The organism is Paenibacillus radicis (ex Gao et al. 2016) (assembly GCF_014641555.1).
GTDB lineage: Bacteria > Bacillota > Bacilli > Paenibacillales > Paenibacillaceae > Pristimantibacillus > Pristimantibacillus radicis.
Window position 1 is genome coordinate 283,834 of record NZ_BMHY01000002.1, and the last position, 12,343, is coordinate 296,176.

General features: G+C 49.8%; 11 protein-coding genes. 7 read left to right on the forward strand and 4 right to left on the reverse strand.

Annotation, left to right across the window (positions count from 1 at the left end; genetic code table 11):
- From IEX98_RS06860 to IEX98_RS06870, 3 genes are all read left to right on the forward strand, one after another.
- Positions 1-2,977, forward strand: a 2,977-nt coding sequence (locus tag IEX98_RS06860; RefSeq protein WP_229692021.1) for a glycoside hydrolase family 2 TIM barrel-domain containing protein, incomplete at its 5' end; no start/stop codon positions are given.
- A 136-nt stretch (positions 2,978-3,113) separates the two neighbouring features.
- A complete protein-coding gene (locus tag IEX98_RS06865; RefSeq protein WP_188888196.1) occupies positions 3,114-4,028 on the forward strand; it encodes a hypothetical protein in 915 nt (304 codons plus the stop codon).
- 85 nt (positions 4,029-4,113) lie between these two features.
- Positions 4,114-4,311 (forward strand): hypothetical protein, encoded by a 198-nt coding sequence (locus IEX98_RS06870; protein ID WP_188888197.1) that lies wholly within the window; start codon positions 4,114-4,116, stop codon positions 4,309-4,311.
- 151 nt (positions 4,312-4,462) lie between these two features.
- Here the strand turns inward: IEX98_RS06870 and IEX98_RS06875 are convergent, their stop codons facing one another.
- Together IEX98_RS06875 and IEX98_RS06880 are read right to left on the reverse strand one after the other, a co-directional pair.
- Positions 4,463-4,813 (reverse strand): hypothetical protein, encoded by a 351-nt coding sequence (locus IEX98_RS06875; protein WP_188888198.1) that lies wholly within the window; start codon positions 4,811-4,813, stop codon positions 4,463-4,465.
- 539 nt (positions 4,814-5,352) lie between these two features.
- Positions 5,353-5,727, reverse strand: a complete 375-nt coding sequence (locus tag IEX98_RS06880; RefSeq protein ID WP_188888199.1) for a hypothetical protein — start codon at positions 5,725-5,727, stop codon at positions 5,353-5,355.
- 247 nt (positions 5,728-5,974) lie between these two features.
- On the opposite strand from IEX98_RS06880, the gene IEX98_RS06885 reads away from it, so the two are divergent.
- From IEX98_RS06885 to IEX98_RS06900, 4 genes are all read left to right on the forward strand, one after another.
- Complete coding sequence (locus IEX98_RS06885) at positions 5,975-6,907, forward strand: permease (RefSeq protein WP_188888200.1); 933 nt, start codon at positions 5,975-5,977, stop codon at positions 6,905-6,907.
- The gene (locus IEX98_RS06890) at positions 6,904-7,905 is read left to right on the forward strand and encodes a TIGR03943 family putative permease subunit (protein ID WP_188888201.1); all 1,002 of its coding nucleotides are present in this window, start codon (positions 6,904-6,906) and stop codon (positions 7,903-7,905) included. The genes IEX98_RS06885 and IEX98_RS06890 overlap by 4 nt, the downstream gene beginning before the upstream one ends.
- Positions 7,906-7,985: 80 nt before the next feature.
- Positions 7,986-8,864, forward strand: coding sequence for an ROK family protein (locus tag IEX98_RS06895; RefSeq protein WP_188888202.1), 879 nt, complete (start codon positions 7,986-7,988; stop codon positions 8,862-8,864).
- Between the two features lie 653 nt (positions 8,865-9,517).
- Positions 9,518-10,588 (forward strand): LLM class flavin-dependent oxidoreductase, encoded by a 1,071-nt coding sequence (locus tag IEX98_RS06900; protein ID WP_188888203.1) that lies wholly within the window; start codon positions 9,518-9,520, stop codon positions 10,586-10,588.
- Here IEX98_RS06900 and IEX98_RS06905 read toward each other — a convergent pair.
- A complete protein-coding gene (locus tag IEX98_RS06905; protein WP_188888204.1) occupies positions 10,585-11,799 on the reverse strand; it encodes an MFS transporter in 1,215 nt (404 codons plus the stop codon). The two genes, IEX98_RS06900 and IEX98_RS06905, sit on opposite strands and share 4 nt — an antisense overlap.
- Before the next feature lie 81 nt (positions 11,800-11,880).
- Positions 11,881-12,162 carry an ArsR/SmtB family transcription factor gene (locus IEX98_RS06910; protein WP_188888205.1) on the reverse strand — a complete coding sequence of 94 codons (282 nt, stop codon included), beginning with the start codon at positions 12,160-12,162 and terminating at the stop codon, positions 11,881-11,883.
- Between the last annotated feature and the right edge of the window lie 181 nt (positions 12,163-12,343).

Consider the following 12,343-nt stretch of genomic DNA (forward strand, 5'->3'; position numbering starts at 1 on the left):
GACGATGCGCAGTAGTCTGAACGGCAATTGGAAATTCAGCTATGCGACCAATGCCGCCGGCAGGATCGAATCGTTTTACCGCACGGACTATGACTGCCATGGTTGGGAAGACATTCAAGTGCCGGGCCACATCCAGCTTCAGGGCTGGGGTGGTCCTCAATATGTAAATACGATGTACCCTTGGGACGGGCTCGACGGCGTTAGGCCGCCGGCCATCCCGGAGGAGTACAATCCGGTCGGCAGCTATGTGAAACATTTCCGCTTACCAGAAACGATGACGGGGCAACCCGTTTATATTTCGTTTCAGGGCGTGGAATCGGCTTTCTATGTATGGCTGAACGGGGAGTTTGTCGGTTACGCCGAGGACAGCTTTACCCCTTCGGAATTTGATCTTACTCCTTTTCTAAAGGAGGGCGAGAACAAGCTGGCAGTTGAGGTGTATCAGCGCAGCACAGGCAGTTGGCTCGAAGATCAAGATTTTTGGCGATTCTCCGGCATTTTCCGCGAGGTATATCTGTATACGGTTCCCCAGCATCATGTTCGCGACTTGCGGGTACTGGCAGAGCTGGATGATTCCTATACTGCGGGCCGTCTGACCGTTGATCTCGAGCTCTTGAAGCAGGGAATCTCAGCATCGGCAAGCGTACTTATGGAATTGAAGGATGCCAGCGGCGAGGTTGTGCTTGCCGAGCATGGCCACTTCGATGAACAGGGCAAGCATTCTTTCGCTGTAGATGCGGGTATTGTGAAGACTTGGAGTGCGGAGCGTCCTTATTTGTATTCGATCTGCCTGTCTGTAATGGATGCGGATGGCGTGCTAGTGGAAGCGATCGTGCAAAAGGCAGGTTTCCGGCGCTTTGAAATGATCGATAAAGTAATGTGTCTTAACGGCAAACGGATCGTATTCAAGGGCGTTAACCGTCACGAGTTCAACAGCCGCCGAGGCCGCTCGATTACGAAGGAAGACATGTTGTGGGATATTAAAACGATTAAGCAAAACAACATGAATGCGGTTCGCACCTCGCATTATCCGAACCAGACGCTGTGGTACGAGTTATGCGATGAATATGGCATCTATGTCATTGATGAAATGAATCTGGAATCTCACGGCTCCTGGCAAAAGATGGGCGCAGTCGAGCCATCATGGAACATTCCGGGCGATCATCCGGAGTGGCAGGGCTCGGTCATGGACCGTGCAGTGTCGATGCTGGAGCGGGATAAGAATCATCCATCAATCCTGATCTGGTCCTGCGGCAATGAGTCATACGCAGGCGAAGTGATTTTGAACGTATCGAATTATTTCCGCGAGACGGACCCGGGCCGCTTGGTTCATTATGAAGGCGTGTTTCATAACCGCAAATTCGATGCGACAAGCGATATGGAAAGCCGGATGTACGCTAAACCAGCCGATATCATCGAGTATCTGGAGAGCAACCCGGGCAAGCCGTACATTAGCTGCGAGTATATGCATGCGATGGGCAATTCCATCGGCGGCATGCACAAATATACAGAGCTTGAAGATAAGTACAAGCTGTACCAGGGCGGCTTCATTTGGGACTATATCGATCAGTCGCTGGTGAAAAAAGACCGTTACGGCCGGGAATATTTGGCCTACGGCGGCGATTTCGACGATCGTCCGACGGACTATAGCTTCTGCGGCAACGGGATCGTATTCGCCGATCGAACGGTGACGCCGAAGATGCAGGAAGTGAAGTTTCTTTACCAGAACATCAAGCTCGAGCCTTCCCGGTTTGGGGTCAAAATAAAAAACGGCAATCTGTTCGAGAGTACGGAGAAGCTTGCTTTATCGGTGAGACTGCTGCGCAACGGTCATGAGGTCTATTCTTGGCTAGGCGAGGCGCGTGTCGAAGCGGGCGATGTAGCAGTCGTGCCGCTGGAGCTGCCGGACAGCTCGGTACACGAAGCAGGGGAATATGCTATTCATGCGGCATTGGTGCTGAAGGAAGCTGAATTGTGGGCCGAAGCAGGCCATGAGGTCGCGTTTGGTGAAGCTGTATTTGAGGTTTCGAGCGCTGCTAATGCTTCTGAGGTCTCGCCGATTCCGGCAGGATCGGTTCGCGTCGTTGAAGGAGATGTCAATATTGGGGTCTCGGGTAACGGCTTCTCGATCCTGTTCTCCAAGCAAGTTGGCTCTCTCGTATCGGTTCGTTACGGCAATCGCGAGATGATCGCGGTTCCGCCGGCTCCGCTGTTCTGGCGGGCAGCGACCGACAACGATAAAGGAACGCAGCTTGGCTATGAAGCGGGCGTTTGGTACGCTGCCAGCTTGGCACGTAGATGCACGAATGTTAAGCTGACGGTGGACGATGAAGGAATTAGCGGGATTACAGCATCAGGAGCTTACGCAACGGTTGCCTTCGATTATGCGTTTAGCGTCAGCGACAAGCTGCAGTTCCGCGTCGCTTACACCGTCTATGCCGATGGAAGCATTCGCGTGCGAAGCGGTTATAAAGGTGTGCCAGGCTTGCCGAATTTGCCTATTGTGGCGTTATCGTTCAAGCTGTCTGCAGATTACGACCATACCGAATGGTATGCAATGGGGCCGGAGGAAAACTATATCGACCGTGCCTTCGGAGCAAGACTGGGCGTGTTCAGCCGCAAGGTAGAGCAATTGCCTTCGCCGTATTTGGTGCCGCAGGAATCCGGCAATCGCACCGGCGTGCGCCGCTTGGCGATCACGGACAGCCGCGGACTGGGGATTTCATTGACTGCAGCGCCTTCCGCGCCTGTGGAGTGCAATGTATCGCCGTATACCGCTTTCGAGCTGGAAAATGCGGCCCATGCTTGGGAGCTGCCTGCTGTACATTACACGGTAGTAACCGTTGCCGGACGCCAGATGGGCGTAGGAGGCGACGACAGCTGGGGAGCGCCGGTGCATGACGAGTACGTCATCCCATCCGACTGTGAAATGACATTTGAATTTGTTCTTTCCGCGGTTGACCGTTCCGCAGAATAATAATGGAGGCTGATGCTTACCGGGGGGAGTTTGAACCCGGGGTGTCGGCCTTCTTTTTTTCTGGCGGAGAGGCCGTTTATTTCATTATGAATCATGCTACAATGGTACATAACGATTAGAGAAAGGCGGAGATTAGATGGCTTATCCATTTGCAATCGAACCTGCTGATTATACGGGATTTGAGAATGAGGCTGCCCAGATCAGCCAATGCAAAGAATGGGGCTTGCTCTCAGACAAAGCGACGAAGAGCAAAGTCTTTTTCTATAAAGGAAATGGCTTGAATGAGGCCGTCTCCATTATTGGCTATGTTGACAAATTAACCGCTGTTATTGAACTGGGTGATGGCGCTGTGCGTCATTGCATTCATCCTTCTTATTTGAAGGAGATGCAGGCGGCCAACTACAGCGGCGTGAAGGCGGCTGCAGCAACTGAGGCTGATGCTGGCGAAGACGGGGAAGCTGCAGAGTCAAATGAGGCTGCTGAGGCGGCAGCGCAGCCGGTGTCCGGCGGTGGCGATGGGGAGCAAGCAGATACTGCTGAGGTTGCCCAAGCAGGCGAAGCTGCGGCTGATGCGGCGGCGGAGTCTGTGAAGGCAGCTGACACTGCTGCTGGCGGCAGCGAGGAAGCGCCGGTGTCAGCGAAGTCTGACGCTGCAAGTGATGCGGACGAGCCTGCTGCGGAGGAAGCTGAGGTGAGAGCAGCGGCGAAGCCGAAAGCGCCGCCGAAGGCGAAGAAGGAGAAGGCGCCAAAGCTGGAGCTGCCTGAGGAGAAAGTCAAGCTGACGGCAATCGTGCAGGAATTCACGACCGTTCCGAACCATTTCTCCGATACGGATGACGAGGTTATCATTTATGAAGCAGTGGCGATTCTGGAGTCTTCGACGGATATCGGTCTGGCCTGGTCCAGTCATAGCGCGACCTTGAAGAAGCTGGAGTTGGAAGTTGGCGACAAGATTCAGTTTGATGCAAAAGTCGTAGCTAAGAAGCTGACGAAGCATCCGGTCCCTTACAAAATCAACAACCCGGCGAAAATTCAAAAGGTCGAAGAATAGCAGCGGGTATGCTGGAGCAGTGAGTGTGGTCCTGCCAAGGGGATGTCCCAAAAGGGGAAGTCCGAGTGAGAGAATCCCATAGTATGTGCAAAAGAACCTTCAAAACCACGAAGAAAGTGGATCTGAAGGTTTTTTTATCGCACATATTACACAAAAAGTGGGGGCTATTTTTTTTGGAAACTGCTTTTGGGACGGCCTCTTTGTTGTTGAATTTGGGGTGGTACTGCCTGACATTATGTATCATAGCGATTTAGAAGCTGCTGTTTTGAATGGTATTGCTTGAAAGGAGGCAATGAAGTCTAGTGTATTCTTAGGCCTTCTTTATTGTGTACCCTAATCGTTATATCGCTTATGGCTTCGTCACTTAGTAAATAGTTCAAATCCTGTTCGGACATCGCTGGGGAGCGGAGCACGGTTGCATTCGACACAATTTTCTATGAGGTTGGTCCGCTTTCCAGCAAGGTGTAGTCCTTCGTATACCCAGATTCATTAACCCCGAGAATCTCGGCTGTTTTACCTGTATAATGCAGTCTAATTTCTAGCTCATGGAGCTGCTCTGCCGGTACGTGCTCGACCAAGGCGGTAATGTCGTACTGAACACCTTTATAGGGCTGGCCATCTTCCTCGAAGGAGGTTAATCTAGCCTGAATGTTTTGGACGGTGAAGGATTGAGGTTTAACTTCATTGATGGTTTCAACCGTTGTTTCAGCCGGTTGACCGACAGTACAGCCTGCGAGCAACGCAGAAGTAAGAAGAAAAATAGCTGCTGCTTTAGAAAAGTACATGTTGCACTTCCTTTCCTAGTGTTGGTGATCTGTGAAGGAGTGGATGCTATGCGGGCGCTGCAAGGTTTATATAGGCGATATTTGCGGGTCACGGCGGGCATTAACGAATCAGCTTCGCAATATTGCGAACTGAACTTCGCTAACGTAACTACTTTCTGTTCAGAGTCGGGCATTAGCGAACTGAATTTCGCTGTTGGAGAACCTAGGTTCACGAGTAACGAAGCTTGGTTCGTTAATTGAAACGGTGACTGCCGTATGCAGCTAAAGAGCGAACCCAGGTTCACTATTTAGCGAAGCAGCTTCGTTGCTGCTGTTGGATGGAGATGGATTCTGGAGGTGTTTTACATAATTATACATTGTCAAAGCGAGTGTAACCATCTTTACTCAGCCGCATGGCTGTACAATGATGAGCGCTGATCCAATTTGGTCAAGGCTGCCCGCAACTCTCTCTTGTCAACCACATAACCACATGAAATAGCAAAAAGACCGTCCCACGTTTCCTAATTAGGAAAAGGGGCAGTCTCTTTTGCGGGCTTCTGCTAGTTTTCACCGGGCGATCCGGCTAGCTGCAGCTGGTGGTATTGTTTTTGAATAGCTAGTTGGTTTAGTGCCAGCTCGTTTAAGTAGGTTTGGATATTGGACTCCAGTTTATGGATGATTTGAAGCTTCATGTCGTGGATATGGTCTTCTCGGCAAAAGACGGAGCAAGAGAGGAAGCCATGTGCAAAATGTTTGCTTTCTTCGCAAATGGTGTTTAGCTTCTCCTTGTAGAGCCGTTTGACGGCCCCGGTCTCCGGTTTAATCTCATAATACCGATTTGTCTCAATCAACAGTTTCCACTTGCCTATTCTGAAGAGGAGCTCTCCGTTATTCAAATCGCCGGTTACTTTGCAGAATGTCGTTGCCTTCGTCATGTTGTCCGCAATCCTCTCGTTCATTCATGCATGTCACGCTAATTAATCCACGATGACGATCATGGTGGATATGGAAATTATAGCATAAAATGCGACTTAGAAACTATGAATAATATGTGAAAAATAATTCTTAAGAACTATTTTTATATAGGAGTGATTGCAGTGTGAATTGCTGTACTAGCGAATCATTTGAACATGTTTCATAATAGGGAATGCGCTAGATTACGAGTGTAAAGTCGACGGAGGCATGACGGTGAAAACGATACTACAGTTGAACACGATTTTTTTGAGCATGATTATGGAGGCTATTCCATTCGTGCTGTTAGGCGTCTTGATCTCCGGCTTTATTCAAATTTTTTTAACCGAAAAATGGATCGCCCGCATGATGCCGAAAAATCGTTTTCTGGCGTCTTTGTTCGGCTGCGGAATCGGGATTTTATTCCCGGCCTGTGAGTGCGGGATCGTTCCTATAACGAGAAGACTGTTGAAAAAAGGAGTGCCGCTGAACGCAGGCGTTGGCTTCATGCTGACAGGTCCGATCATTAATCCCATTGTATTGTTCTCTACCTATATCGCTTTCGGAAATGACTGGAAAATGGTTGGCATCCGGGCAGGAATGGCTATCGCAGTCGCTTTGGCCGTTTCGATTATTGTAGGCTTTCTGTTTCCCGTTTTGCCGCTGCGCCAATCTGTTGCAGAGCAGCAGGCTGCAGCCGCGCTTGCCGTCTCAGATATCCAGTCAATGACGGTGGACCCTCCAAAGCCTTCTTTAAAGCATCAACTGATGGATGTGCTTAGCCACAGTGTGGAGGAATTTTTCTCAGTCGGAAAATATCTCGTCTTAGGCGCTTTTATTGCCGCATGCATGCAGACCTTTATTCCGACCTCAACGCTGCTTCATTTGGGCAGCAATCCGCTGACGGCTTCCTTGATTATGATCGGGCTCGCTTTTACGATGTCCTTATGCTCGGAGGCAGATGCGTTTATCGCTTCATCCTTCCGCAGCACATTTTCGACAGGCGCGCTGTCGGCCTTTCTCGTCTATGGCCCGATGATCGACATTAAAAATACGATTATGCTTCTCGCGTCGTTTAAAGGGAAATTCGTAGTGGTGCTTATCGCTTTGGTGACGCTGTTTACCTTGGCCGGATCATTGGTGGTAGGGAGGTTGTTCGGATGACACGTCTTTATATTTTGATCGGATTTATACTGATGTTCGCCCTGATGCATAGCAGCGGCGACTTGAACAAATACATTAATATGAAATACGCGTATCTCTCTATTAGCGCGATTGTTTTGCTCGCCGTGCTCGCCATTGTCGAGTTTGTCCGAATCTACCAAAAGGAGGGGGCGGAAAAGGCGAGGGCGGAGGCTGCTGCCGCTGCTCATGCTAAGGAGCATAGTGACGAGCCAGGCCATGCAAGCAGTCACGGTGATGATCATATCCATGATGATCATGCCCATGGTCATGATCATCCCCTTCACGATCACCAGCACGAGCACGATCCCCATCATCATCATCATGATGGGGATGACAGTCATTTTGGCCATTCGCATGAGCCCTCCTCCAGATGGAAGCGGGTCGTCGGCTATTTTATTTTAATCGTGCCCATCCTTACGGGTATTTTCCTCCCGGTGCAAACGCTCGATTCCAGCTTTGTGAAGGCGAAGGGGTTCTCTTTTCCAACCTTTGAGGAAGCGGAAAATAATCCAGGACAGCATCAATTTCTGAAGCCGGATTCCAGCGTGTTTTACGGTAAGGAAGGATATGAGAGCCTGAAGAAGAAAGAGCTGTCTGAGTTTGCAGGCATGCGGCAAATCGAGTTGACTGACAGCAATTATTTGAAGGGTATGGAGGCGCTGTACAACAATCCGGGGCAGTTTATGGGGGCGTCCATTAGCTTTGACGGTTTTGCCTACAAGGGTGAGCAGGTAGATGGCAATCATTTCTTTGTATTTCGCTTCGGCTTCATTCATTGCGTGGCAGATTCCGGTGTATTCGGCATGCTGGTCGATTTTCCGAAAAACACGGATTTGAACGATAATGATTGGATTAACGTAACCGGCAAGCTTACTTGGGAGTTCTACCAGCCCTTTAAACAGACCATTCCAGTGCTGCAGGTGACGTCATGGAAGCCGATTTCTGCACCGAAAGATCCTTATGTTTATCGGTTATAATTATTTTTGAGCAATTGGGTTGCAATTCGTCGGCGTCTAGCCGATAGTAGAGTTATTACTATGAAGGAGTTGACTTACAAGTGCGTATTGGAGCGATTGAAGCAGGCGGGACGAAGTTCGTCTGCGGCATCGGCAATGAAGAAGGCGTTATTGAGGATCGCGTAAGCTTTCCGACGGAAAATCCGGAGAGCACGATGGCAAATGTCATCGCATATTTCGAGGGCAAGGGAGTCGAGGCAATCGGGATCGGCACGTTTGGCCCCATTGATATTGATAAAGCAAGTCCTACTTACGGTCATGTGACGACGACACCAAAGCCGGGCTGGTCGGGCTTTGATTTTCTAGGAACGATGAAGCGTAATTTCGATGTTCCTTTTGGCTGGGATACCGATGTGAACGCCGCCGCTTTCGGCGAAGCAACATGGGGTGCCGCTAAAGGGCTCGACAGCTGCGTTTATTATACGGTTGGTACGGGTATCGGAGTAGGCGTATACAGTGAAGGTAAACTGGTTCACGGTCTTGTACATCCGGAAGGCGGTCACGTATTGACGCGTCGCCATGCTGATGACGACTATGAAGGCTTCTGTCCTTACCATGGCGATTGCCTGGAGGGGATGGCTGCTGGTCCAGCACTGGAGAAGCGCTGGAAAGTGAAGGGCAGCGAATTGGCGGTTGACCATCCGGCATGGGCGCTGGAAGCTTATTATCTTGGACAAGCAGTCAGCAACGTTATTCTGATGCTTTCTCCGAAAAAAGTAATTCTCGGCGGCGGCGTTATGCATCAATTGCAGCTGTTCCCGATGATTCGCGAAGAAGTGCGCAAGCAGCTTAATGGCTACGTAAGTGCTAAAGAGATCGTAAGCGGTCTCGACAGCTTTATCGTACCTCCAGGTCTTGGCGACAACGCCGGCCTTAGCGGTTCGCTCGCGCTTGGCTTGGACGCGCTTAAAGGCAAATAAGCAGTATGAATAAGAGGCGGTGCAGGGATTAATCCTGCGCCGTCTCTTTTTTTGGATATGGAGTATGGAGGTGCTTCACATCGTACGGCGTTAGATCGTAAGGGAGAGCACCCAGAGGATATGGCTGGATTTGAGGTTAAGACCCTCGGAGGGTCTTAACGCGCTAAAGTGAATGAATAATTAAGTGGATAAGACCCTGAGAGGGCCTTAAGGCAGCTGAAAAACCTGCGAAAATGCGGTCAAGAGTATGATTGGAGACAGTTAAGACCTTTTGAGGGTCTTAAGGTGAAGATACGTCACTATAATTAGATAGATAAGACCCTGCGAGGGTCTTATCATGCTGGTTGGTCTTTAAGAAGATAGTTCCAAATCGCCGCAATTAAATATCCAGATGATCACACGCCCGCTCGAAATAAATATTCGACAGTAAGACACTGCAACGTAAAAAAGGACCCCGGAGGGTCTTTTTTACGTTGCAGTGTCACCAAGACAGCGGCACCAAGCATCTATCTCCATCTAATATAGAATTTTTCAATGGATTATAGAATAGTATTATAATAGGAATTGTAAGATTTTAATTGCCCCAGGTAACCGGGCGTGCTAGAATAGTTCAAATTAATGGAAAAGCATAAGGAAACGGAGCTGAAGGTCATATGAAATTCGCATTGTTCAGCATTATGATGAACGTCCCTAACGCGGTTAGCGGGGAGACACTGACTTCACAGCAAAAATTTCAAAATATATTAAAGCAAGCGGCATTAGCCGAAGAGGTTGGCTTTGAGGCATACGGGGTGGGAGAACGGCATGGCGAGCCGTTTTTGTCTTCCTCGCCTCCCGTTGTATTGGCCGCAATAGCTGCCCGAACTTCCAAAATCCGCTTGCTGACGACGGTTACGGTACTAAGTATACTCGACCCGGTAAGGGTCGCTGAAGATTATGCAACGCTGGACCATCTTTCCGAAGGAAGACTGGAGCTGATTATTGGCAAGGGCAATGATCCCCGCCACTATCCGCTCTTTGGCATCAAGGAGGAGGAACAATGGGAATCGCTTGCCGAACGGTATGCCCTTCTCAAGCAGCTGTGGAATGAGGAGAACGTGACCTGGCAAGGGAAATACCGGCCTGCGCTTGAGGGTGTGACGACTTATCCAAGGCCGTATCAAGTCTCTATTCCAGTCTGGCACGGAAGCGCCTCGAGCACCAATTCCACCGAGCTGGCGGCGAAATATGGCGAGCCGTTGTTCTCCTCGAATACGTTTCACCCGCAAGCAAAGTATAAAGCGTTAATCGATCACTACCGGGAACGTCTGGCCTACTACGGACATGATCCGAAAAAAGCCATTGTCGGCTCAGGAGCGGGCAGCCTTTATTTGGCTAATACCCGTGAAGAGGCGATCAGCCGCTTCCGTCCTTACTATGATGCGTTTCAAGGTACGGGCGCGGCGCTTCACAACAATTCTCCATTTACCGGGCTTGAAGACAGCATCGAAAACGGGCCTACGCTGGTAGGCAGTCCCGACAGCGTCATCGAGAAAATTTTGAATTATTACGAAGCGTTCGGCAATCAAGTGCTAAGCATTTCAGTCGACGGATTGACCGAAGCTGAGCAGCGTGAGCAAGTGCAGCGTTTTGCGGACGAGGTTGCTCCAGTGCTTAGAAGAGAAATCCCGAGCGACGTATGGGAAACTGTTAAGCCGACCTCATCCGCCTCTCTCGCGATTTAAGCGCCGTTTTTTAACACTTGGCTTTCTTCCGTTGCCACGCTATTACTAATGCTGCTCGAGCGGGAACGAACGGATCGGCGATATGCAATAGTCGTAATGCTGACGGCTACAGCAACCCCAACGGCGCCGATCCAGCTTACAGCATGCAGCGATCCTTGCTCAACGATGATACCGCCGAGCCCTGCGCCAGCAGCCATGCCTAGCTGCAGCACGGAGCTGTTTAAGCTGAGCATGATACCCGTTGCGCCTGGAGCCAAGCTAATAAGGTTATACTGCTGCGTCGGACCCGAGGACCAGGCTGAGAACGCCCAAAGCATCAGCAGAGGGAACATTAGAGCTGCGGACTGACCTGCGGCTGCAAGCAGCAACAACGCAATAATATGCAGCGACATCCCCCCAATGAGAGTTCTAGGAGCTCCCCATCGATCTGTGCTGAAACCGCCCAGCTTGGAACCAAACAGGCTGGCGATGCCGAAGGCGAACAGGCCGATGCTGACCCCTTGCTCGCTCATCCCGGTAACTTCCAGAAGGAACGGTGAAATATACGTATAAGCGATGGAATAACCGCCGATCCAGAAAAAGGTGACAATTAAGGCCGCCGTAATACGCGGCTCTTTAAACAGCTTAAGCTGGTTGCGGAGCGGCACAGGCTCCTCGCCATTCATTTTCGGAATAAAGAAAGCGATAAGAAGCATGGAAAGCAGCCCCAGTACGCCGATTCCCCCGAAAATCATTTTCCAGTCATAGACGGATGCGATGACCCTGCCCAAAGGCACGCCCACAATGAGAGCGGCGCTAAAGCCCATTACGACAGTAGCGATCGCGCTGCCTTGCTTCTCAGGCGGAGCCAGTGACGACACGACAGTCAGCGACGTTACGACGAATACGCCAGCGCTAAGCGCCAGTATAATTCGCGATATGATGAGAAATTCAAATCCGGACAATACTGCAGCAATGCCGTTGGCTACGGCGAATATAGCAAGCGAGTAGAGGAGAAGCTTCCTTCTTTCCATCCGGGAAGTGAAGGCAATTAGAAAAGGCGTACCGAATGCGTAAGCAATCGAGAATACCGTAATAAGTTGGCCGGCTGCTGATACGGATACGTTGAGATCTGCGGCAACCCGGTCCAGAATACCTGCGATGATAAACTCCGAGGTACCAACAAGAAAGCTGATGACAGCCAGCAAGTAAATTTTCCACACTTGCGACATAAATGAATTGCTCCTCTCTCCACTCCAATAAATCTTTATATTTTATATTTCTAAATATATAGAAATAACAACGAAAAAAAATTACTCCAGCAAATAAGGGGCATATCTCCGCGCCAGCTCGCGGTCAATGCTGTAGAAGATGTAGGTGCCGTCTTTGCGCGTATGAAGAAGCCCGCATTCCGTCAACTGCTTCAAATGATGAGACAGCGTTGAACCTGCTACTTTCTCGAGTTTGCTCCCGATATCCGAGCAGCACAAATTTTTCTCATCCATAAGCAGAAGAGCGATATTAATCCGGGTAGGCTCTCCCAATGCTTTGTATACTTTTACGGCTTGACGTACTTCCTCGTTATCCCCTGCCATCGTCCCTCACCTTTTTTTGCTGCGTCATTATTTCGATAACTGTGGAAATAAAGATAGCACACCTTTTCAGGATTGTAAATGGCATTTTTTCGTTTGCTGATTTCCGCTTAATTGTGCTAATTATGAAACCATTGTCTTTTTCCAGCGTCTAAACTTAAATATAAAATGTTGGAAAACGGAA

Coding starts and splice junctions, on each gene's coding strand:
- IEX98_RS06865 (WP_188888196.1), top strand. CDS start 3,114: ATGGCTTATCCATTTGCAATCGAACCTGCTGATTATACGGGATTTGAG.
- IEX98_RS06875 (WP_188888198.1), bottom strand. CDS start 4,813: ATGTACTTTTCTAAAGCAGCAGCTATTTTTCTTCTTACTTCTGCGTTG.
- IEX98_RS06880 (WP_188888199.1), bottom strand. CDS start 5,727: ATGACGAAGGCAACGACATTCTGCAAAGTAACCGGCGATTTGAATAAC.
- IEX98_RS06885 (WP_188888200.1), top strand. CDS start 5,975: ATGACGGTGAAAACGATACTACAGTTGAACACGATTTTTTTGAGCATG.
- IEX98_RS06890 (WP_188888201.1), top strand. CDS start 6,904: ATGACACGTCTTTATATTTTGATCGGATTTATACTGATGTTCGCCCTG.
- IEX98_RS06900 (WP_188888203.1), top strand. CDS start 9,518: ATGAAATTCGCATTGTTCAGCATTATGATGAACGTCCCTAACGCGGTT.
- IEX98_RS06905 (WP_188888204.1), bottom strand. CDS start 11,799: ATGTCGCAAGTGTGGAAAATTTACTTGCTGGCTGTCATCAGCTTTCTT.
- IEX98_RS06910 (WP_188888205.1), bottom strand. CDS start 12,162: ATGGCAGGGGATAACGAGGAAGTACGTCAAGCCGTAAAAGTATACAAA.